Annotated in this window: 15 protein-coding genes; 2 read left to right on the forward strand and 13 right to left on the reverse strand. The window is 45.7% G+C overall.

Translation table 11 applies throughout. The features are described from left to right. Positions 1 to 339: 339 nt before the first annotated feature. Both QZ938_RS25740 and QZ938_RS25745 read right to left on the reverse strand, forming a co-directional pair. Positions 340 to 879 carry a DUF2231 domain-containing protein gene (locus tag QZ938_RS25740; RefSeq protein WP_293354226.1) on the reverse strand — a complete coding sequence of 180 codons (540 nt, stop codon included), beginning with the start codon at positions 877 to 879 and terminating at the stop codon, positions 340 to 342. Positions 880 to 927: 48 nt separating this feature from the next. Continuing rightward, entirely contained in the window at positions 928 to 1,206 is a 279-nt protein-coding gene (locus QZ938_RS25745; RefSeq protein ID WP_293354224.1) for a hypothetical protein, read from the reverse strand. Positions 1,207 to 1,487: 281 nt separating this feature from the next. On the opposite strand from QZ938_RS25745, the gene QZ938_RS25750 reads away from it, so the two are divergent. After that, a complete protein-coding gene (locus QZ938_RS25750; RefSeq protein ID WP_293155168.1) occupies positions 1,488 to 2,675 on the forward strand; it encodes an FAD-binding oxidoreductase in 1,188 nt (395 codons plus the stop codon). 464 nt (positions 2,676 to 3,139) lie between these two features. Here QZ938_RS25750 and QZ938_RS25755 read toward each other — a convergent pair whose 3' ends face one another. The 11 genes from QZ938_RS25755 to QZ938_RS25805 all read right to left on the reverse strand — a co-directional run bounded on the left by QZ938_RS25755 (position 3,140) and on the right by QZ938_RS25805 (position 20,441). After that, a complete protein-coding gene (locus tag QZ938_RS25755; RefSeq protein WP_293155165.1) occupies positions 3,140 to 4,261 on the reverse strand; it encodes an ATP-binding protein in 1,122 nt (373 codons plus the stop codon). 4 nt (positions 4,262 to 4,265) lie between these two features. Then, positions 4,266 to 7,970, reverse strand: coding sequence for a PAS domain S-box protein (locus QZ938_RS25760; RefSeq protein ID WP_293354222.1), 3,705 nt, complete (start codon positions 7,968 to 7,970; stop codon positions 4,266 to 4,268). A gap of 70 nt (positions 7,971 to 8,040) precedes the next feature. Next, positions 8,041 to 8,193: a hypothetical protein gene (locus QZ938_RS25765; RefSeq protein WP_293155159.1), complete on the reverse strand. Its 153-nt coding sequence runs from the start codon at positions 8,191 to 8,193 to the stop codon at positions 8,041 to 8,043. A 293-nt stretch (positions 8,194 to 8,486) separates the two neighbouring features. After that, positions 8,487 to 11,276: an adenylate/guanylate cyclase domain-containing protein gene (locus tag QZ938_RS25770; protein WP_293366797.1), complete on the reverse strand. Its 2,790-nt coding sequence runs from the start codon at positions 11,274 to 11,276 to the stop codon at positions 8,487 to 8,489. Between the two features lie 56 nt (positions 11,277 to 11,332). After that, on the reverse strand, positions 11,333 to 12,487 hold the full coding sequence (locus QZ938_RS25775) for a transposase (protein ID WP_293354220.1): 1,155 nt from the start codon (positions 12,485 to 12,487) through the stop codon (positions 11,333 to 11,335). A gap of 243 nt (positions 12,488 to 12,730) precedes the next feature. Beyond that, the gene (locus QZ938_RS25780) at positions 12,731 to 14,281 is read right to left on the reverse strand and encodes a PAS domain-containing sensor histidine kinase (RefSeq protein ID WP_293155150.1); all 1,551 of its coding nucleotides are present in this window, start codon (positions 14,279 to 14,281) and stop codon (positions 12,731 to 12,733) included. Positions 14,282 to 14,339: 58 nt separating this feature from the next. Continuing rightward, entirely contained in the window at positions 14,340 to 15,611 is a 1,272-nt protein-coding gene (gene iscB / locus QZ938_RS25785) for an RNA-guided endonuclease IscB (RefSeq protein WP_293155147.1), read from the reverse strand. A gap of 249 nt (positions 15,612 to 15,860) precedes the next feature. Further along, entirely contained in the window at positions 15,861 to 16,397 is a 537-nt protein-coding gene (locus tag QZ938_RS25790) for a Rab family GTPase (RefSeq protein WP_293155144.1), read from the reverse strand. A 2-nt stretch (positions 16,398 to 16,399) separates the two neighbouring features. Beyond that, positions 16,400 to 19,345, reverse strand: a complete 2,946-nt coding sequence (locus tag QZ938_RS25795; protein WP_293354218.1) for an OmpA family protein — start codon at positions 19,343 to 19,345, stop codon at positions 16,400 to 16,402. Between the two features lie 6 nt (positions 19,346 to 19,351). Further along, positions 19,352 to 19,960, reverse strand: a complete 609-nt coding sequence (locus QZ938_RS25800; protein ID WP_293155138.1) for a hypothetical protein — start codon at positions 19,958 to 19,960, stop codon at positions 19,352 to 19,354. 259 nt (positions 19,961 to 20,219) lie between these two features. Further along, a complete protein-coding gene (locus QZ938_RS25805; protein WP_293354216.1) occupies positions 20,220 to 20,441 on the reverse strand; it encodes a hypothetical protein in 222 nt (73 codons plus the stop codon). Positions 20,442 to 21,297: 856 nt separating this feature from the next. On the opposite strand from QZ938_RS25805, the gene alaS reads away from it, so the two are divergent. Continuing rightward, positions 21,298 to 23,952: an alanine--tRNA ligase gene (alaS, locus tag QZ938_RS25810; RefSeq protein ID WP_293354214.1), complete on the forward strand. Its 2,655-nt coding sequence runs from the start codon at positions 21,298 to 21,300 to the stop codon at positions 23,950 to 23,952. The last annotated feature ends 190 nt before the right edge of the window (positions 23,953 to 24,142 follow it).

A 24,142-nucleotide genomic window follows, 5' to 3' on the forward strand; every position in this document is an offset into this window, starting at 1 on the left:
TACTACAAACGAAAAAACAAAGGTTCGTAGTGAGGACTTTAGTCCTGCATTCTCCACCCATCAAGACGGACTGAAGTCCTTACTACAAACGAAAAAACAAAGGTTCGTAGTGAGGACTTTAGTCCTTCATTCTCCACGATCAAGACGGACTGAAGTCCTTACTACAAACGAAAAAACAAAGGTTCGTAGTGAGGACTTTAGTCCTTCATTCTCCACCCATCAAGACGGACTGAAGTCCTTACTACAAACGAAAAAACAAAGGTTCGTAGTGAGGACTTTAGTCCTTCATTCTCTACGCATCAAGACGAACTGAAGTCCTTACTACAAACGATCGCAAACCTACTGATTGTGACTGCTAGGGCCAATGACGCCGACTTTGTGGCGAAAACTTAGTTCGCCGCCGAACCAGCCTGTAACGCCCAGCAAACTTGCAACGACGATCGACAAAGCTAAACCTGTAAAAACGATCGGCTCAGCCGGATTTCCTTGTCGCAACACCAGGTTAATCAGGGAAAGTACCATAGCCGCCACATTCCCGCCCATGTGCAACCAGCCGGCACTGCGATCGCGCACTCTTTTAATTCTTGCAAAATCTAAAAAGCCCGTGATTGCGGCCAAAATCCCCGCAGCAAAACCTGCACCAATCAGCCAAACCGAAGCTCTCGCCCAAAACGGATCGCTGGTAAGCCAATAACCGATATCCGTGCCCGCGGCCCCGACTAAAAAGGCTACCGGAAAGGTGACGATTACGGGGTGAAGGGGATGACCTGCAACTGAAACTGTACTGGTAATGCCCGCATCGCGATACTCTCTGTCGTCACTTTCTAGAATCGGCGGAACATTCGGAAAGGGCGTACTATTTCTTTGATTTGTTTCCATGATTTCTACCGATAAATTTTGTACAAACCGGTTTTTATTGGATTGAACTCAATCCCAAATGCGATCGCCATTTTCGTCAACGCGGGCCTGCCGAATTACGTCAGAAATTTCCTCAGCGTCTTTGACGTGGTGCAAAGCTTTCTTTTCCCCATCCGGTTCGTCTACGATGAAATAAGTGGGAACTGTAACTGTATCTCCCGTGATGTCTGGCACGTGGTCAACTGCTAATTGCTGAGCTTTTTCTTCGATGCTTTGCGGTTCTTCGGAAATGCGATCGCCCGGATTGACAGTGCGGCGCATATCTTTGCCCGGTTTGTCGATACTCATAAAACCTCTCTGGTATTTCTAATTTTCTGCTTGTAATTACTACTATTGAACGAAAAATTTCCGGTTGCGAGCATCTCCCAAGGGGTGGAAGTTTCACTTATGGCGATCGCACCTCAGCTCTTTCTGTAGGTAGAGGCATGGTTCAAGGCTGAAGGCTTTTGGAAAAGCATTCTTTATTTGTTAGTCCGCGGAGGCGGACTTTGTTTATGTAGTAGCGGTTTCAACCGCCGAACTTTTCTAAGTTAAAATCGAAGCACGATCTTTTCTCCTTTTGAATTACCATGAAAAATTACGACTGGATTGTTGTCGGCGGCGGGATTACTGGTGCAGCACTGAGTTACGAACTCGCAAAAAAAGGTTTTGCTGTGCTGCTTTTAGAACGAGATGCTACCATGCAAAATGCTACTCGTTTTAGTTACGGCGGTTTGGCTTATTGGTCGGGTACGACTGACTTAACTCGGCAATTATGTGCAGAAGGTATCGAACGTCACCGCAATTTATCTGCGGAATTAGATGCTGATACTGAGTTTCGCGAGTTGGATTTGTTGCTGACAATTGATGCGGGTACCGATCCGGAAAAAGTCGCGGCTAATTACGCACACTTTGCGATTCCTCCCCAGCTTGTGAGCGTTGCAGAAGCTGGGGAGTTGGAACCTTTGCTGAACAAAAGTGCGATCGCCGGAGCTCTAACTGTCCGTCACGGTCACATTTCGCCGAATGCCACAAATCAAGCTTATTGTCAAGGGTTTTTGCGGTTGGGAGGAATCAGAGAAATTGCGGAAGTAACTGGTTTAATAGCAGAAGGAAATCGGATTTCCGGTGTCAAGACGGTAGGCGAAAGTTATGCCTGCGAAAATGCGGTGATTTGTGCTGGAGGTTGGAGTCGTAGTTTGCTAAAAGCGGCTGGTATTTCTGTGGGAGTTTATTTTAGTCGTGCTGAGATTTTGGAGACGGCACCTGTGGACTTGAAACTCAGGACTTTGGTGATGCCCGCGCTATTAAAACGTTTTGAATTGGAAGCACAATCGAGTAAAATTGAGGTGGATTTTCTTTGGGACGAACCGGGTAAAGAGTTAGTACCGCCGATTTTAGATGTCGGTGCAATTCAATTTAATGACGGGAGTTTGCGGATCGGCCAATTGTCTCGCACTTTGAGCGATTTGAACGCGAAAGTCGATCGCGAAACCAGCGAAACGGCAATTCGTGCAGGTATCGCCAAGGTTTTGCCAGATGCGGCAGATTTACCGGCAACTTGGCATGATTGTATTGTGGCATTTAGCGCTGATAGGTTGCCCGTAGTGGGGGAAATTCGCGATCGCCCCGGATTGAACGTTTTTTCTGGTTTGAGCAATCCGTTGGCAATTGTACCTGCTTTGGCTGAGCGATTTGCTAATTGGGCGGCGGGAGAAAAAGATGGGGCGATTCCTTTCGAGATAGCTTCGCTCGCGCGTGATTCTATCTCCGCATAGATTTGCTGAAAAATGACTAATTTTAACTATTAGTGGGGAGGGCGGGTTTATGTATATTGTTAGTTGGAATTATAGATAATTGGCGAACCCGCCCTTACGGATTCCCTCAGACAAAAATACATCTATAGCAATCCTCGCATCATTTTCATAATTCTTGTAATTGTCAGGATAGGAGATCTAAAACTACCAAAAGTATCGCTCAAAGGTACGTTGTTGCGCTTCAGCGCTCTTTCCGAATCTTAGGAAAGAGCGCTGAAGCGCAACTACATACCTAATTTTGTTTATGAGAATAAAATACCCTGGGTTGCCCCGATGGATAGGGGGTAGGCACAGGGGCACTACCCCTACAAATCTTGATGAATCATTTAGGTAAGCGCGCACTCTGACCAATGCCCTGTTTGGCCAATGCCCTGTTTGGCCAATGCCCTGTTTGGCCAATGCCCTGTTTGGCCAATGCCCAATGATTAATGACTCAAAAAAGGCAGCGCCACAATAAATGTAGTACCTTTACCGATCGCACTTTCCACACTTATTGTACCGCCGTGCAGGTCAACTATGTGTTTGACAATGCAGAGTCCCAAACCCGAACCTTTAATCTTGCCTACATTCGCACCTCGTTCAAACTGCTGAAAGAGTTTTTCTTCATATCCCGCTGTCATCCCAATTCCCTCATCTCGAACGCAAAATATTATTTGCTGGTTTTCGCAGCTTAATTCTAAACTAATATTACCGCCATTGGGAGAATATTTTATAGCGTTTGAAAGCAAATTAGTCAGCAATTGGTGCAGCAGTTTTGCGTCAAGATTGGCGTGGAGTGGCTCTGTTTGGGCGAGAAAAGTTACAAGGTGTTTATCGGTGACGATCGGTTGCAGTTCTTCAAAAATAGATGTGCAGAACTCTGTCACATTTAGTTGATTTAAATTCAATGAAAGTTTGCCTGCTTCTGCTTTGCTGAGCATTAAAATATCGTCCAGCAATTCACTCATATTGCTGACGGCTTTTTTAATGCGATTGACATTTTTATTTTTTGTTCCTGGCGATATTTTCAGATCGCTATCTTCCAGCATTTCAGCCGAGAGCTGTATGGTAGTCAAAGGAGTGTTTAAATCGTGGTATGCCATTGAAACAAATCGCGTTCTATTTTCGCTTTTCGCTGCTGCTAGTGCCATGAGTTTTTGCATTTCAACGGCTTCTTGATGTTTGCTCAGCGCTATCTTGATGGTAGCGTGCATTTCTCTTTCTTTAAACGGTTTGAGGAGGTAGCCATAAGAACCAGTATTTTCTGCTCGCTGCAAAGTTTCGTCGTCGGCATAAGCAGTTGTATAGATAATGGGGATATCTAATTGTTGATGAATTATTGCTGCTGTTACTATGCCGTCAATCTCGCCTTTGATTACTATATCCATTAAAATTAAATCTGGTTTGAGTTCGCCTGCGCGATGGATGGCATCGGCTCCTGAAGAAACAATATCGGCGATTTTATATCCAAATTTTTCTAATTTTTGAGATAAGTTTTTAGCGATCAATAGCTCGTCTTCTACAATTAAAATATTAATATTATTAATTGTTTGCTCTGGAAAACTCATGATTTTAGAACCTTTGCGAGTAAATTAACTCGTTAAATACTAAGTGAAAGGCTGTGCCGATTTCTCTTGACATTTCGATGGTTCCTTCTAACTGCTCGGTTAAAGTACAGACAACTTGAAAGCCCATCGAGTTAGTTTTCCTAAAATCTATGTTTTCAGGAAAGCCAATGCCGTTATCCTTAACGAAGAGGTGGATTTCCCGATCGCCAGTCTGATAGCATTGTACACTAACTGTACCGCTCGCATCGTGAGGAAAAGCGTGTTTCAGGGTATTTGAAACCAATTCATTAGCAATTAAGCCGCAGGGAGTAGCAGTCTCAATGTTTAGGGAGATTTGTTCAGCTAATACCTGCAACTGAATGCGGTTGTCACTTATATTGTAAGACTGAAACAAGTTACTGACCAAATCTTCTAGATATTCGCCAAAATTAATTTGTGCCAGGTTAGTCGAGCGGTACAGTTTCTCGTGAATCAGAGCCATAGAGTACAGGCGGTTCTGACTTTCTTCAAACATTTTGGCTATTTGGGGGTCGGCAACCGTGTTAGATTGCAATTCTAACAGGCTGGCAACTACGCAGAGGTTGTTTTTAACGCGGTGGTGAATCTCTTTGAGCAAAATCTCTTTCTCTTTGAGGGAGTTTTTTAAATTTGCCTCGGCTTGGAAGCGATCGCTCAGTTCAGCTTGCAGTTGCTGGTAAAGTAGAGATTGCTGAATGGCGATCGCCAATTGATTCACCAACTGCTGAAATAAATTCATTTCCCATTCTTGCCACTCCCGGGGCCCATCGCACTGGTGCGCGATTAGCAATCCCCAAAGTTGGCTGTGCTGAATAATTGGGACTGCTAACTTAGCCCTAACTTCAATTTGTTGCAGAAATTCCATCATACAAGGTGTAATGGAGGGGTCATCTAGCTCGGAAATTGCACAAATTCGTCCTTGCAAATAAAGCTGATAACATTCGGCCGGAAAAACCTCTGCGGCAAAAAATCTATCTATCAGCCGACTGCATCCTTCTACCACCGCTTCAGCAATGACTCGGCCGCCAATTTCCGGTAAAATTTGATATACCAAAACTCGATCGGCTAACAAGACTTGCTGGAGTTCGGCAACCGTGGTGTTGAGAATTTCCTCTAATTGCAAAGATTGGCGGACGCGACGGGCGATCGCCTCCACCAGCCGTTCTTGCTCGAACTGCTGCCGCCAACCTATTTCAGCGCATTTAGAATTGCTGATATCGGCGGCGTAACCAATAATTTCGATCGGAATGCCCTTGCTGTCAACCAATAGTTTCAGTTCTGTCCGCAGCCAGCGGTACATTCCATCTTTATGCAGAAAGCGGTACTCGTAAATGCAATTTTTACCCTCAGACAAAGCAGAAAAATTTAGTATAAATTGTGGCAGATCTTCAGCGTGAATCCTGCCAGACCAAAAGTTAGAATCTGCTAACACTTCTTGCGGATCGTAGCCAACGATTGCCTGAACGTTGTCGCTGATGTAAGTAATACAAAATTTCCCCGCCGCAGCGGCAGTAAAAATTACCGCAGGATTAGAAGCAAGTAAAAATTGCAGGCGTTCTTTTAACTGCTGCAATTCCATTTCTGCCCGCTTGCGGTAACTGATATCTTCGATCGCAGCCATGCTGTAGAGAGGCAGGCCCTCGCCATCCCGAATCAGCGTCACCGTCATGTTTGCCCACATCAGCTCGCCATTTTTCTTAATCAGGCGTTTTTCCATTTGAAAGCGAGGAATATTGCCCTCGACCAACTGCTTGACTTGCTCGACATCTGCTGGTAAATCTTCCTGGTGGGTGACATCAGCGAAACTCATTACCGCCCAATCCTCATCGCTGTAGCCCAACATCTGGCGGTAAGCTTCATTCACCTCGATCGCGCGGTAATCGTGCACGCTTGCCAAACCGATCGCAATTGGAGCATCGTCAAACAAATTGCGAAACTTTTCCTCACTCTTTTGCAGTGCGGCTTCTGCCTGTTTGCGAGCAGTAATGTCTCGCGCTACCCACATCACCCGATCGACTCCCAGCGGCGAAATACTGCCATCAAACCAGATTAACTTGCCCTCAATTTCCATGCTGTATTCAATTCTGTGGGTTTGCCCAGATGCCAATGTTTGGCGAATGTGGCCCAGGACAAAATTAGCTTCGGCTTCTGGGAAGATTTCCGCCAGGGTTTTGCCCAGCACTTCATTAGCCGGTTTGTACAGCAATTGGGGAGCCGTGGGGGCGACTTTGAGGTAGCGGCCGCTGGCGTCTAAAACTAGGACGATATCCGTTATGCCATTAAACAGCGCCAGCAGTTCAGCTTCGGAGTTTTGCAGTTTTTCTGCGGTCAATTTGCGATCGGTAATGTCGGTGTCAGTCCCGATCAGTCTGTAGGCTTTGCCGTCGGGCGATCGAACAGCAGTCCCGCGGGCAAGCATCCAGCAGTTGCTACCGTCTTTGTGCAGCATCCGGTGTTCGACTTCAAAAATTTCTGTCACACCCTCTAGATAAGCATTTACTGCTGCCCCAACTGCAACTCGATCGTCCGGGTGAACCAGAGATACCCAATGTTCCATGCAGTTGGGAATCTCTGCGTCTTGATAGCCCAACAAAGCTTTTAAAGACGGATCGACGTAGATTTCGTCGGTTTCCAAATTCCAGTCCCAAACCCCCACTTTGCCCGCCGATACTGCCAGTTCGTAAAATTTAGTGCGCTGCTGGACTCGCATTTCTAACTCTGCATTGAGTTGCTGCAAAGCGATTTCTGCTTGTTTGCGATCGGTGACATCCCGACCGGCAGCTTGATACTCCACAATTTCTCCATTTTTGTCGAATATAGCCCGATCGCTCCACTGCTGCCAACGAATTTCCCCGCTCGGCAAAATTACTCGGTGTTCGCAAGTAAACACAGGCTTTTCCGGAGACAAAGAAGCATATTGTTCTTGAAAAAATTCTCGGTCTACTTCTGGGATCAGTGGCATAAAACTGTTACCGAGCAAGTCTTCTGGTTGCACGCCGAAATAGCGACAGTAAGCTTGATTGACAAATGTGAATTTGCCGTCGGGGAGGTAGTGGCAAATCAGTTCGCTTTGGTGTTGCACAATCGCCCGGTAGCGCGCCTCGCTCTCCCGCAGGGCATTTTCGGCATTTTGGCGATCGCTGACTTGTTTTTCGATTTCTGACTTACTTTCTAAGAGTTCACACTGTTTTTGCTGAAGTTTGACAACTTCTTGCTGCAACATTTTGACGAGGCTGTAAATTTCTGGGTGAATTCTTTCTGCGGTGACTAAACCTACTGGCTGACCCCGTTCATCTACAATTGGCAAACAATCGATCGAGTATTGACAAAATAGCTTAAATGCGGTAAAAATATCTGTAAAATCTGATTCTTTTAAGACAATTAAATTCCGCGTCATGGCGCCGGAAACTTTCATTTCTTGCCATCCATAGGCGGTGGCTAAGTTCAGCAGATCTGCCAACCTTAGCAATCCGACTAGCTGATTTTCCTCGACCACTAAGATGCAACTAATTGATGCTTTTACCGTTTCGTTTGAGTGCACAGGTGAATTCGGTAGCGGACAAGCATCCATCGCCAGACGCATTAGGGCGATCGCATCTCCGATGGAAGTTGAGGGCGAAACTGTCACAGGATGGCGATCGACAAATTCTAAAGGCGATCGTAAATTTACCGACAAATTAGGAAGTTCCACAAGTATTAGCCAAAAAGTATTCCTAACTAACTTTAGCAACACTTTTAGCCATCAGCCTGATGACTGATAACTACTGACTGATGACTGGAAGCATCTCATTTTTGTCAAAAGCATTTTTTCTTTGAGTGCTGTCGGGAACTGGCGTATTGTACAATATGCGAGCGAGGACGCTAGCACGATAAATACAAAACTGAGATGCTTCCCTGATGACTGCTGTTCGCAAGCTATATGAGTTCGCACTATGCCAACTGACTACTGACTATTGCCAACTTTCAACTCTCAACTCTCAACTCTCAACTGTCCACTGCCAACTGCCAACTGTCCACTAGACCTCTTGCGAAAGTATTTTTGCGATGTTGTTTGCATTAATTTTTGTTCCCCGTTTTCCCGTTTCCCCGTTCCCCCGTTTCCCCATTCCCTGTTCCCTGTTCCCGACTTTTGCCAGAAGTCAACTCTCAACTACAAACTGCCAACTGTCAACTGTCAACTGTCAACTGTCAACTGCCAACTGTCAACTTATTTTTTACCAACAAGCAGATAAGTTTTCATAGCCCCTTTACCTTTAACTTCAATAGTTCCGCGCCCTTCCAGCAAATATTTGTCTTTCAATAAGTCATAAGTAGTTTCACTGACTTGAATCCGCCAAGGCAAACCATGAGATTCCATGCGGGAAGCGATATTTACCGTATCGCCCCACAAATCGTAAATAAACTTTTTGATGCCAATCACTCCGGCAACAACCGGGCCGCTGTGGATGCCGATGCGGATGCTAAAATATTTCTTATTCAGACCGTTAAACCGAGCTATCTCTCTTTGCATATCTAGGGCCATTTGGGCGATCGCCTCTGCATGGTCTGCCCGAGGGTAGGGCAGCCCTCCTACAGCCATGTATGCGTCGCCGATGGTCTTGATTTTCTCTAGGCCGTGCTGCTCGCACAACAGGTCGAATCCTGAGAAAATCTTATTCAGGAGCTCCACGAGGTCGATCGGGTTCATGACAGAAGACAAAGCTGTAAACCCCACAATATCTGCAAACAAAACAGTCACTTCCGGAAAGTATTCGGCAATAGTAGTTTCGTTTTGTTTGAGCCGTTCTGCTATGGGGTTTGGCAAGATATTTAACAGCAGCTTTTCCGATTTTTCTTGTTCTTCCCGCAGGGCATCTTCTGCGTGCTTGCGTTCCGTAATGTCGTGGTAACTCCAGACTCTACCGATAATTTTATCTCCCAGCCGCTGCGGTTCCGAATAGCGTTCAAAAAATCGGCCGTCCTGAAATTCCAACAAATCAAAACTTTCGGCTTCTGGCTGGTCGTAAAGCGATTCTATTCTCTCTTGGAATGCTTGCGGGTCTTTGAGTTGGTTCTGCACAAAGGCGATCGTTGTTGCGTCGTCTCGCAGCGCCATCACGTCGCTAGGTACCCCCCACATTTCCACAAATTCGCGATTGAAAGTAACTATTTTTCCGCTCCTGTCAATAGCTAAAATACCGTCCGCAGTAGAATCAAAAGTTGCTTGCAGCAAGGACGCAGATTTTGCTAGAGCATCTTCCGCCATCTTGCGAGCAGTAATGTCTCGCAAAATAGCGCGAATCGCTACTAAAGAACCTTCCAAAAACTTACAGTTTATGCTACCTTCTAGCAAAATTTGTTCGTGTTCCTTAGTAATAAATATTATTTGAATAGAGTGGGGATAAAAAGTATTTTCATAGACACTTTTTTTAGTAATAGCTTGATATAATATCTCCATAGACTCTGGCGAACTGTTGGGATGAATGATATCAAAAACAGTCATTTGAGCAATTTCTGCTTCGCTGTAGCCCAGAGTTTCCCGCCAAGCCCGATTTACATACAAAAAATGACCGTCTGCTCCAATACTTTGAATTAAGTCAGTAGCATTTTCAAATAAGTCTCGTAATTGTTCTTCGCTTTCCCGCAAAGCTATTTCCGCTTGCTTGCGCTTAATAAATTGACCCAGTTGGCTGCCGATTGTTGCCATTGTCTGGAGCAATTCTTCATCAAAACACTGCACTTCGCAGCTAAAAAAAGTCATCACCCCCAACACAGACCTTTCAGAATTTTCCTGCTCGTAGTCCCCCAAAATTGGGAAGCCAAAAGCTCCGTGCAGTCCTTCTTCTGCGGCAATTTCTCTGCGAATGAAAATTTCGCTTTCTGTTACATCCGCAATCCACTGAGACGAACCGCTGGCCCAAATGAGACCTGACAATCCTTCCCCGAATCCACAAATCATTTGTTCGGCAGATTCGGCAAATTTGGGTATAGAAACTGAGGGTTTTGTCCAACTGGTGACACACCGCAGCAAATTGGGGTCGGAAATCGCAGTTATTCTCTTACTTCCTAACAGCAGTTTTTCCCCAGCTTCCGGCGGCATCCAAAGTTCGGCAGTATGCCACCCCAAACTTTCGCAAATTGCGGGGAGAATCGCTTCTAAAGCTTTTTTGATTGTTTCGGATGTAGAGAGGATGTGAGTGGTCACGTACTGAGCTGCTTTTCGCTTGCGAGCTCGCTGTCTGTATGTCATGTCGCGACCAATATACACAAAATCCTGGAGGGCCACAGAAGTTGCCGAAACACTTTTCATGTCACTTGGAATCGCCGTACAGGAAAAGGAAACCGTGAGCTTTTCTCCTGTTTTTGCCGTGCAAATTATTTCAGTGTTAGTTTGAGATTGTTGAGGCGACTCTTGGCTGACTGCTTGCAAAGATTCGCCCTCAGCAGCAAGACTGTCTATTGGCTGACCTACTAATTGCGATTCGCTATAACCGAACAAATCTTGAGCCGCTTGATTGACTTTTTTGATTTTTCCCGAGGCCGTTGTCACCAACAAAACTTCTGCCATGGAAGTAATAATTTTTTCAACATAATTATTAGTAGCGGCTAAGGTACTCAATAAAATATTCATTTCATTGGTAGCTTGGACTAGAGTTTGTTCCAAACCCATCCTGTCGGTTACGTCTTCAAAAAATACAATTAATCTTTGCTCGCTATCATCATTGCTGAACTCGACGATATACATATCAAAATAAAGCCGCGAGCCATTTTCTAATACTCGCGTCATCGCTTTTAATTCAAAATTTGGCAACCGCCCTTCCAAAATATCGATTAAAATTTCTTCAGTTCCCAGCAATTCGGGAAAGGGAATGCGGACATCGTTTCCGGTCACTACTTCCTCGGGACAGTCGGCAAACCGCTGCACATTGAGAGATGTCTCTGCGATAAGAAAGTCTTGATCCAGTGCTAGGTACTCCAAGTGGTGGGGAACCAACAATTTGTTTAACAGGGTTGTCATGTTGGATTTTGTAGTGTTGACATACTCCCCGGCCGTACCGTGGGATTCTTGACACTTCACCGAGATGTGCCACAAGTGGTCTTACCTTCTCTCTGTGTCTGTTTAAAGTCGTGGCAATGCCCTATCCCGACTTGATTTATATTTCTTGCTGCGTTCAAATCCCTATCTTGATGTATACCGCAGTTTAAACAGATTAACTCCCGAATTGAAAGATCTAATTTCCCCCATTTAAACCCGCAATCTGAGCAAGTTTGGCTTGTAGGTTCCCAACGGCTGATTACCCTCAACTCTCTGCCCAATTTCTCGGATTTACCCTCACATAGCACCCTAAATTCATACCACCCTTGCTGACTGATAGCCCTTGCAAGTTTGCGGTTTTTGACCATGCCCGATACATTCAAATCTTCTAAAACAATCACTTGGTTATCGTTGACTATTTTAGTAGACAATTTGTGCAGGAAGTCTTTCCGGGTATCCGCTATTTGGTTGTGCCATTTAGCAATCTGGAGGCGGGTTTTATTTCTGCGTTTGGAATCTTTGGGTTGTCTTGCTAGTTTGCGTTGCAATCTGCGGATTTTCCGTTCTAACTGTTTGTAACTAGGACTTTGGGCTGCCGTTCCATCGCTCATCACAGCAAAGGTTTTAATTCCCAAATCAATGCCAATACTTTGATTCTTGACATCAACTCGATGGGGGTTAACCTCTACGACAAAGCTAAGGAAATATCGGTTAGCGCAATCCTTGATGACAGTTACAGAACTAGGCTCAGATGGTAAAACCCTAGACCAAATCGGTTTGACGATGCCGATTTTAGCTAGATAGACACCGCCATCTTCCTTCATGGAAAAACCACGGATAGTAAGCCTTGCCGATTGGATGTTTGTTTTTTTCTTGAACTTAGGATATCCAACTTTTCGCCCTGTTCTCGTTCCTTTACACGAATCGAAAAAGTTCTTAAAAGCTGTTTCCAGAGCGGCTACAGATTGTTGTAATGGAACTACCGAGACTTCACTCAGCCAAGTTCTTTCCTCAGTTTGTTTCGCTCTGGTTATTACTGTTTTTTGAAGTTCTGCCGAACTTGGCTTTTTCTCAGACTGTTTACAAAGTGCAAGAGCATCATTCCAGACTACGCGAACGCAGCCAAATAACTGAGCTAGGCTCTGTTTCTGTTGGTCGGTCGGATAGAATCTATAGCGATACCTTGCTTTCATTTTTGCTGGCACTTTACTTACTCTATTATATCATGACTCTCCGATAGAATCAGAAGAATTAAAGCCGTCCTAGAAGGACGGGGCTTCAGCCCTCCACTTCGCTCCGCCCATTTATTTGGTGAACGTGCCCTCTGTATCAAACGATCTGAGATTAACCTCTTGATATCAATTTCAAAGAAAATGCAACTCTAGGCAAGCTCAATATCATCACAGTCATTCCCAATTCTAAAATCGAAAATCGTATTACCTCTGTTTTGCAAATGGAATTGTGACTACAAAGGTAGTGCCTAACCCTGTGTCGCTGGAAAATTCGATTTGACCTCCGTGCAGGTCTACACACTGTTTAACTATAGATAAACCCAGCCCTGTACCAGGTATTTTTCCGACATTTTGGGCCCGGTAATAAGATTCAAACAGTTGTTCTTGGTCTTCTATAGGAATGCCAATGCCCGCATCTTTTATTTTAAATATAGCTTCTTCACTATGATAATTTAATTGAAAATCAATATAGCTGTCGATCGGCGAATATTTGACAGCATTTGACAGCAAATTTGTCAAGATGTGCCGCAGCAATTTGGCATCCAGTGCGGGCGAGTATTCTGGTACCTCCGATTCCGGAGCTGTTTTTTTCCCAGGCAGAATAGATTTTCTGCAAACAAAATTAATTTTATGATTTTGTCCGTAGCTAATTTTTATTGATTCTACTAACTCGCTGCAAAATTTTCGCAAGTCAAGTGGTGCGGGATTGAATTGGAGTTTTCCAGCTTCGGCGCTGCTGAGCAACCGCACGTCATCTAATAGCTGAGCCATGTGTTTAGATGCTGATTTAACGTGTTGGAGGTATTCTTGTTTTTCGGCTTGGGTAATTTCGTCCCCATATTCTTTGAGAATTTGAGTAGCAAATAATACTGTATTTAAAGGATTGCCGAATTCGTGAGCCAGCATCGAGAAAAAACGAGATTTAAGCTGTCTGAGTTCTTGCTCTTTTACCAGAGAGCGACGAATTTCCATGTCTTCTTGCTTGCGTTCTGTGATGTCTCTGCCGATATAGATGAAATCATAAAGTCCGTCTAATTCTGTCTGAATTGCCGAGCAGGAAAATTCTACCCAAATTTCTTCTCCCGATTTAGTAGTGCAGACTACTTCCAATTCTCTGAGCAGCTCTTTTTGAGACAAAATATAGCGGTGCCGACCTTGGTAAAGCAATGTTTCTTCGACTACTACGATTGAGAGGGGCTGGTCGATCAATTCTGCTTCGCTGTACCCAAATAACCATTGTGCCGATTGATTGACTGTTTTGATAATTCCTAATGTTGTTGTCACCAACAAAGCATCGCCCATGGAGCGAATCACTTTATCTATATAATCTTTTGAAGCGGCTAAGGCGCTCAGTAAAAGATTAGCTTCATTCGCTCTCTGAATCAAGGATTGCTTCATCACCATTTTTTCGGTGGCATCTTCAATCAAAATTAGCAAATTACTTGCCACATCTTGTTCGTTTTCATGTTCTATCGCCAACATATCGAAGTATAAAGGGCGGTTGTTGTCGGCAAACCGAGCGATTCCTTTGAGTTCAAAACTCGGCCGCCTTCCCATCACGATCGACATGAGGATATTTTCAATTCCAATCAGTTCGGGAAAACAGATGCGAGCATCTGTACCGGGGAGCGCGTCACCCGGAGTATCGGCATAATTCTGCACTTCGGCAGAGGTTTCCTGAATAATGAAATTGTGATTTACTATCAGATACTCTGTTTGTCGGGGGCCCAAGAGCTTTCTAAAAAGGGGGTTCATACTGTTCGATAATTATTGGTGGACATATCTAGACACTCCTTCTTTTTTGAGTATGTTTTCAGGCATAGCTGTAACCATCTTTCCTGTGAGCAGTTGTGCAATATTCCAACCTGATTGACCTCCGTTTTTTGTCAATAACAAACTCACCTCTTCCATCTGACATAGGACAAACTCTAGCAGTGAACGTCCCTTTGTACTTACCTTTCGGGACATCAGCCCGAACAATGTCCCCAGTACAAAAACCGAAAATCGGACGTAATGGACGATGTTTCTGGGGATACCCAAACTTATCCGTCTGGCATCGTTGCCTTCCTCCCATTCCTGTTGCCTTAACTCTCAAAATGCGAGTGGTTAAGATTTTCAAGGATGGAGTGACACCCACACAGGCAGCATCAATCCAATGTTCTTTAGGCAGTCCTAATCGAGTTCTATTGAACTTCGTTTGTCCGCCAGTGCCAGTAGTGACAAGCAATCCAGTGACTTTCAAGGTTTTAAACAATTTCCACTGAGTAGAATTCACAGCAGCCGCATCTTTGAGAGGAGATTTGGCCCAAGAGAGGATTCTCGAAGCTAGATCGGACTTGCCTTTCAAGAAATCCCTAATATCCTGAGTTGCTTTTTTAAGATTGCACTTTTCGCAAGCCAAACACAGGTTATAAATTCGGTTAGAGCCACCTTTAGCTTTAGGTTGGATATGCTCGATTTGCAACGGAATATTTTCGGCATCACAGTAAGCACATTTTCGCTCCCACTTTTCAAGTAGATACTCACGAACTTCGTAACCTTGTAATTCGCCTTGCTGATATTCAATGCCAGAGATTTCAGGATTCTCTAGCTGTTGCGTATCGAATTGGACAAGCTCTAACTTGATATCTCCGATAGGTGCAAACTTGCGGAGTCGTTTTATCCATGTTTCAGTCGTCAAAACTCGGTGCATCAAAGATGGCGCCAACCATCCTTGAGGACGTTTACGATTGAAATATCTGGCTTGACGATAGCGAGTATTGCGATTTCTGCGTCCTCTACGAACTGCACGACGGGACTGTAAAGCATCTTCGATCTGTTGCCCTCGATGCTCTAATTCTACCCCCCAGATCGCTTCATTACGGTCAGTGACAAGCGAGATGCCTGTCACTTTAGAACCGGGATCGATCTTGAGTGTGAGCGGATGAACAACAATGTTTTCTACTACTCGCTTGAGGAGCAGTGTGAACGGATAGCGCCGAAACACCGCAGCCTTGCCCGAATCTAAAAGTTTTCTGGCGTGACTGGGATGAACCGGATTCATCGGTTTTTTGTTGGCATCAATGAGAAAAACGTAGTTTGACATCTTCTGTCAGCCTTATTTCTAAGTAATGTTTGCCTCGGAAATGTTGAAAGAGCTTGTTGGGAGTGCAACACGCGGATCTGTATGTAATTAATCCGTTCCTTAATAGCAATCGACAGAGCTACAAACTGGCGTTCATCTGTAGGTGTCATGACTCAAACAACGTAGGTCTTATCCTGTTCCTGCACGTTTGCAGCATCTACCCAATGCAGGCTCTGTTTGGGTAGATGTGGGTATACATCTACGAACGGTTCATGCTTGTTCTACCATTGTGTAAGCTAGTTTGTGAAAAATTTCGTCAACGTCTTTGCCAGTTTTAGCCGATGTGGTGTAAACTGCTATTACTTTGTCTTGACCGATTGAGTGGGAGATTTCTACTAGCAGTGCCAATTTTTCTTCGTCAATTAAGTCTACTTTGTTCAAAGCGACGATAATTGACCCTTTGGGATTGACTGAAGAAAACAGCTTGACGTGTTCGGAGATTCGCTCAACTGTTTCGGATCGGCTGACATCGGCAACGATTAAAACGCCGCTAGCTCCTTGTAAGTAAGTCGGTGCGATTCCTTTGAATTTTGTATGTCCTTCTAAGTCCCAAATCAGCAACTGTGCGGTGACACTTTCCGGGTGTTTGGTGTTTTCTAATGCGATACTTTTGCGGGAAATTTTTACTCCTACGGTGGAGAGGTACTCGTCGCTGAATTGCCGATCGACAAAACGGCGGATCAGACTGGTTTTACCGACGCCAAAGTCGCCGATCATGCACATTTTTTTAGATATAGTAACTGACATAATTATTTGCTGTTTATGGTCTTAGTTATTGGTTCAAATAGCACGCATCTGCTTAAAAGTAGCGGTTGATTGGGTTCCACGCCGGGGGGAGGATTTTGACTGCCAACCGTAAGCAGGCGCTTCGGATCGGCACCTTGCCGCACCAAAGCATCTCGCACTGCTGCGGCACGCTGGAGCGACAACCGTTGATTGATGACAAGTTCCCCAGTGCGATCGCTGTGTCCAATTATCTTAATCTGTTTTTGAGGATATTGATCCATGAAACTTTTAACACTGGCGATAATTTCTTCTGATGCTGAGTCTAATGTTGTCGTTCCTTGGTCGAAGTAGATGCGGGTGGCAATTTTAAGCGGATCTAGTTTCACAGTGCTAACGACTGACTCAACGCCGGGAATTTGCTTCAGGGACTGAGCAATTTTCTGTGAGTCGGCAGCCTCCATGACTGTCCCCTCTACTGTAACTTTGCGATCGCCATACCGACTAGAAATAGAAACACCCGACAAGCGGTTCAAAACAGCGGTGATCCGCTGCACCTCACCGGCCGTCAACACGGGATCTGGAGGTACATCTACAGCGACAATTTGATTGTCTAATTTCAGATTTGGTGCAGTTGAGGCGGCTATTTTGGCGGCTTTGGCGCGCAATTCTGGATTTGGCAATTTTCCGGTTAACTTGAGAGTGTTGCCCTCCACCTCGGCGTTCAAGCGGTAAACCGCTAATTCTGGGGTCGAGGCTAAAGCTAAAGCGGCATTTGTTGCCAGGGGGCGGTCAATGCTCCGGCGGTGCTGATGAATTCCCCAAGGTGTTAAGATTAAGGTTAGCGCTGCGATCGTCGCCCCGATCAGCACGAAGGGGGGTTTTTTAGATTTTTCCTTTTCCACCGGGTCGAATAAACTTTGGATGAACGGGTGCAGAGAGTCCGGTATAGTACCGGGATCGCCGTTAAACTCGTGAATTAATTTAGCGTAATTAAGGATCAGATTAGTAAGTGTTTGCCGGAGTTTGTTAATGAACGACTGTGGCGGTTCTCCTTTAATCACGACTGCCATGTAGCAGTATCCCGCTACTTCTAGCATTATTTTGGAGTCGCCGTATTCAATTAGATTGAGTTCAGAAATTTCTCCGGGCTGAACGATGCATTCGTTCACAAAGCTGCGAATAGCTGTGAGCATTCCTGCTACCATTTCCGCTTCTAACTGGTAATTGCCTGCGGGGTGTTGAACTTCGGAAATTACCAAGCCAGATGCCTTGTGAATTAACAATGCTGCTTGGACGGTAAAAGGTATTGATTCTCTGAGGATTAATTCAGCTTCGGAGACTCCTTGTACTTGGGAGCGAATTTTGCGCCCAACTCCTTCCATGCTTAAGCTATTTGAGACTTTTTCGTTGATAGTTTTAATAGCTTCTGCCATGTATTTAGAGATCGTACTGCCAATGACGGGATAGAGAGCATCCACCATAGAGTCGCGTTCGAGAGCGATTTGGGCTGTAATGGCTTTGCCCATTTCCGGGGCGAGGGCTTGGGCGATCGACTCTTGATCGAGGCGAATTTGCTCTTTTATCGCCAAACCCATTTCTGGGGCGATCGCCCGAGCAATATCCGCTGGCGAATTTTCTATTTGTTGAGCAAGTGCGTCGGGCAGTAACTCACCTATCGCCGAACTCATTGCTTGCCTGTTTTCCACAGTTTTAGCCCTAATCACTTCATCAATAATTGGGACTATCGCGTTAACAACTTCTTCTCTGGAATCGGCAATTTTGCGGCTGAGAATTTCTGCGATCCAAGGCAGCATTAGGGCGATCAGCTCTTGTGGATCGTAGATTTGGTGTTCCAGTTTTTCTAATTTAGAGTCGATGCTTGCTAGCAGATTGCACACCCCCGGCAAATCAGTTTCTGCTAGGAGATTTTTGACTTGCTCGATATCTGACATTTGCGAGCCAAAAATCAGATTTTGCAGCCTTCCCATCGCGCTGTCGGCTTCATTGAAGTCTTGTTTAATATCGCCTAAGATTTCCGATCGCTGCGATAGTGGTATCGGCTGTTCTTGCGACTGCCGCTTCGGTTCAATTGATGCCGCACTTGCATCTGCATATATTTTTTGGGATGGCTGCGAAAGTCCGGACACTGAGGAATTCGGATCGGTTGCTGCGGGTGGCGCGAGAGTTTGGGGAATGGGCGAATTCTCTACAGCGGTGTCGGAATCCGGGGATTTTGCGCCCTGTACGTACTGGGGAGAATCGGAAATTGTTAAGTCAGGGAATGCTTGTAGCGAGGGTGATTCTCTCTCCAAATCCGAAACATCTGCGGAAACATCTATAGTTTTAGCTGAGGAATAGTTTCTTTCCAGTTCAGAAGTGTTGAGTTTGTGAGTAGCGAACAGCAAATTTTTGGACTCGTCAACAGCCGGGGAAGCAGTAGAATCGGGTTGGCGAGAGCCAGTTTTTGGCACGGCTGCAATTTCCTCGGGCTGTGCGGAGGAAATACCTAACAAATCCATCAACCCGCCGAGGGCTCCAGCTTGACTGTTTTTGCCGCTGCTGTCAGCTTCGGGCTCGGGATTGTGCTGGGCTGCAATTTCCTCGGGCTGTGCGGAGGAAATACTTAACAAATCCATCAACCCGCCGAGGGCTCCAGCTTGACTGTTTTTGTCGCTGCTGTCAGCTTTGGAATCTGGATTTTGCTGGGCTGCAATTTCCTCGGGCTGTGCGGAGGAAATACTTAACAAATCCATCGACCCGCCGAGGGCCCCAGCTTGACTGTTTTTGCCGCTGCTGTCAGCTTCGGGCTCGGGATTTTGCTGCTTTGAAGCAGCAATAATATTGAGATCGAATAACAGATTCAGCAAAGGGTCTAGCTGGGTTGCTGCCGAGGCAGCAGACTCGTCAGGTTTAGAAACAAAACCCTCTAGCTGATTTTCAACTTCTGGATTTTCTTTCGGTAAAGCCATGCTTTATTACCCGTGATGGTGGCGCTCCGGCAACAAAAATTCGTTATTTGACTTATTATCAGCAACGCCTTTAAGTTCGGGCACAAATTCTGTTCCTTTGAGTCTCATTCCTAGTTCAAACAGAATTTCTGCCATGTCATCTCTGGAAACTTTAACATCTCTGAGCATGGAAAAGCGTCGGTCGAGTTCTTCAAAAACCTGTGTTTTCAAAGTGCGGGTTTCTTCGGAGAGTCGCTCTCTGGTTTGGGAGAGTTCGTCGCGAATGGAACTGGTTTGATTGTCGATCGCCTCGTCGAGGGCTTCGATGGTGCTGGAGCATTTGCGGTTAACGCGATCGATTTGCTGCCGGAGGTCGGCGCTTTCTTCTTGCGTATTTAAGGTGAGCGATTTAACTTTCTTTTCTAACGAATCAACTGCCGCCCTCATTTCTGTGGACAGAACAGTTTTCACCTGTTCGATGCGAGCGTGCATATCTTGCTGCATCATCGACAAGTCGGAATCTATTTTGTCGAAGCGATTGTCGTATTCTCTAAGCTGTGCCCCGAAAATTATATCGCGAATCTGGTCAATATTTCCCAGGCGTTCGCGCATTTCTTCTTTAGTTATTTCGGCCATGATTTTACCTCGAATCTCCGAAAATTGTGAGCTTAAGAACTGTACTATATTTTGTGCTAAACTGCTAGTCTAACGGTTTGAGCAGGGTCAAAAGACGTGCTGCTGACTTTTACTGCGATCGTTGACAGTTGTCAGATACAGGGGCTTTTTGACTGGGGACAGCTCGACTTTTGGATAGTCCCACCCCGAAAGTCGGGGATGAGATTCTTGAGAAGCTTAACTCTAAATCTGCTGAAATTCAGGTTCTTGGAGGCAATCATCAGAGCCACAACGAGGCTCCCCAAAATAGCGGTTTGCTATTCTTGCCTTGCAGCAAGCTCAGAAGAGCGCAGACATTCCTCCAGACAGCAAGGTAGGTTGTAAGCTCTTGTGCTGACTTTTCAATGATATCGCATATTGACAGTGCGTCATCCCAGAGGGCGTCGGCTACGGCAAAAAACGCGCGGGCGCGATCGCCCGTTATGTATAAGGTATTACTCAAAAGCTCGATCGAGTCACAGCAGTCCGAGCCGGATAGCACGAATAAAGCGGAACGCTCGAAGTGAGTTCCGGAAGTGAACGAGATGCTAGAAGAAAGTTCCGCCAGCGAGCGAGATGCTCGAAGTAAGTTCCGCAAGCGAGCGAGACGCTCGCACTATCTGAAGCTTGCACAAAGATTCTTCCCTCTCCCCCTCTCCCCCAACTGTCAACTGTCAACTGTCAACTGTCAACTGTTGAACCCCCCTCTTTCCATTTCGCTATAAAAAAGCGTAGGGCCCGATCGACAGCGACCAGACCCAATAATATAAGAATCTTTGATTTTCTAACAAACGAGATGTGTTTCCGGTAGAGAACAATATGCTTACTAGGGTTTACAACTTGTGCAGCTTTACTTTTAATCCGCAAACACAATAAGTCTGACTCGACTGCGGTTTGGCTTGACTGCGCGATGGCAGTGCCGCCACTATTACAAGTTGTGTTCGGTTAATTTCGACCGCGCTTCGGAATTTAGACCGGAGACACCATGTCTATATCCTTGAACTTTGCTTCTAAATATAGCGACCTCCTGTTTCTTTCTGTCCCGGTGTCTATTGTTAAGTTAGCACGACCTTTCAAATGAGTAAAGCACTATTTGTAAAAGTTGATTGGTCTTTACATTACTAAGTATAATGATATAAATATCCACATAGATGTAAGTTAGGACTCACGCACTTGCCCGCAAAGAAACCGGGTTTTTTCACCGAGATTGAGGATTTTAAGCAACTATTCTGGTAGCAAAACCCGGTTTCTGGACACCCGTGCTAAATTCCTATAAATTCTATTGTTGCTACAACTTTACATACTTAAGTGTTTTTGTCATGTCTATTACTCCTAAGTCTCTCGGCGGTAGTCAAATCCGCCAAACATTCCTCGACTTTTACGCCCAGCGGGGACACAAAATCCTGCCGAGTGCTTCTCTAGTGCCCGAAGATCCGACAGTGTTGCTGACGATCGCCGGAATGCTACAATTTAAGCCGATATTTCTCGGACAGCGCACAGCCGAATCACCGCGCGCTACCACTTCGCAAAAGTGCATCCGCACCAACGACATCGAAAACGTCGGCCGTACCGCCCGCCACCACACGTTTTTTGAGATGTTGGGAAATTTCAGTTTTGGAGATTATTTCAAGAAACAGGCAATTGCCTGGGCTTGGGAACTTTCCACGGAGGTTTTCGGTTTACCTGCGTCCAATTTAGTTGTTAGCGTTTTCCGGGAAGATGACGAAGCTTTTGCGATTTGGCGCGATGAAATTGGCATTCCGGGCGATCGCATTCAACGCATGGGAGAAGCAGACAATTTCTGGCAATCTGGCCCCACAGGCCCCTGCGGCCCGTGTTCCGAGATTTATTACGATTTCCACCCAGAAAGAGGTGATAATATTGACCTCGAAGATGATAGCAGGTTTATTGAATTTTATAACCTGGTTTTCATGCAGTACAATAAGGATGCAGAGGGCAATTTAACACCGCTGCAAAATCAAAATATTGATACTGGGATGGGATTGGAACGGATGGCGCAAATCCTCCAGAAAGTCCCTAACAATTACGAAACAGATTTGATTTTTCCGATCGTCCAATCGGCGGCGGAAATTGCGGGAATTGATTACCACAATAGCGATGAAAATGTCAAGGTTTCGCTGAAAGTAATTGGCGACCACATTCGGGCTGTGGTACACATGATTGCAGACGAAATTCGCGCGTCGAATGTGGGGCGCGGTTACATTTTGCGTCGGTTGATTCGCCGGGTGGTGCGCCACGGGCGGCTGATTGGGATTCAGGGCGAATTTACGGTGCGGGTGGCTGAAAGTGCGATCGCCCTTTCGGAAGCTGCTTATCCAAATGTGCGATCGCGCGAGGCTCAAATTAAGGCGGAATTGGCAAGGGAAGAGGCGCAGTTTCTCAAGACTTTGGAACGGGGAGAGAAGCTGTTGGAGGAAATTGTCGATCGCACAAAACAGCAAGCCAACCAACAAATCAGCGGACAAGATGCCTTCACGCTTTACGATACCTACGGTTTCCCCTTAGAATTGACTCAAGAAATTGCAGAAGAGCAGGGAATTACTGTTGACTTAGATGGCTTTGAAGTCGCGATGAAGGAACAGCAAACTCGCGCTAAAGAAGCTCATCAAACCATTGATTTGACAGTGCAGGGTTCCTTGGATAAGTTGGCTGAAACTATCCAGAAAACTGAGTTTCTCGGTTATACTGAATTATCGAGTTTAGCTGAAATCAAAGTTATCTTAGTTGACGGCCAAGCTGTGGAATCAGCAGAGGCGGGAAGTGAGGTACAAGTTGTGTTGAACCAAACGCCGTTTTATGCAGAATCCGGCGGACAACTTGGGGATAAAGGTTATTTGCAAAGCGGAGAAAATGGTCAGAGTTTGTTAGTAAGAATTGATGATGTGAAAAAAGAGTCAGATTTCTTCGTGCATTTCGGCTTTGTGGAACGGGGAACCCTGAAAGTTGGCGATAGTTTGACTGCGAAAATTGACAATAGCGGCCGCCGCCGAATTCAAGCCAACCACACAGCAACTCACTTATTACAATCAGCTTTGCGAAAAATTGTAGACGATTCGATTTCCCAAGCGGGTTCCCTGGTATCGACAGAAAGATTGCGATTTGATTTCAATTCTCCGCGCGCTGTCACAGCAGAAGAGTTGCAAAAAATTGAGGACTTAATTAATAGTTGGATTGCCGGAGCCCACGCTGCGGAAGTTGCCGAAATGCCGATCGCCCAAGCCAGAGAAAAAGGCGCCACAGCCATGTTTGGCGAGAAGTACGGCGACGTGGTGCGGGTAATCGACTTTCCCGGGGTTTCAATGGAATTGTGCGGGGGGACTCACGTCAGCAATACGGCTGAAATCGGGCTGTTTAAGATAGTTTCCGAAGCGGGGGTTGCGGCTGGTACTCGCCGGATTGAGGCGGTTTCGGGCCAGGCTGTGTTGGATTATTTGAACGTGCGTGACAGGGTTGTGCGCGATTTGGGCGATCGATTTAAGGCGAAGCCTGAAGAATTGCCCAACCGCATCACTAATTTGCAGAATGAGTTGAAGGATACTCAGAAACAGTTAGCTGCTGTGAAGTCGGAATTGGCGATCGCAAAATCTGACCAGTTGTTAAATGCGGCTGAGGCGATCGGTGATTTCAAAATCATTGTAGCTCAATTGGGAGATGTCGATGCAGAAGCGCTGAAAACTGCGGCGGAAAGGTTGCAGCAAAAATTAGGAAATGCTGCGGTTGTTTTGGCTTCGGTTGCTGATGTTGATAAGGTAAGTTTGGTGGCTGCTTTTAGTCCCGAAGTTAATCGGAAGGGATTGCAAGCTGGCAAGTTTATTGGGGGAATTGCTCAACTTTGCGGCGGTAAAGGCGGCGGGCGGCCGAATTTAGCTCAAGCTGGGGGACGTGATGCTAGTAAGTTGCAGGAAGCGTTGGATTGTGCCCGCAATTTGTTGGTTGAAGCGTTGGGTAATTAGGAAAAAATCTGGCAGAAACCCGGCGGTTTAAACCGCGTCTACACAGACAAAACCCATGCCAAGCGGGTTGAAGATTCCATCCTCAAATACCCTCTTCGTCGGCGTCCGGCGGACATCGTTTGTGTAGACGCGGTTTCCAACCGCCGGGGCCTTGATTGAGAGAAACCCGGCGGTTTAAACCGCGTCTACA

The organism is Microcoleus sp. CAWBG27 (assembly GCF_020883145.1).
GTDB lineage: Bacteria > Cyanobacteriota > Cyanobacteriia > Cyanobacteriales > Microcoleaceae > Microcoleus.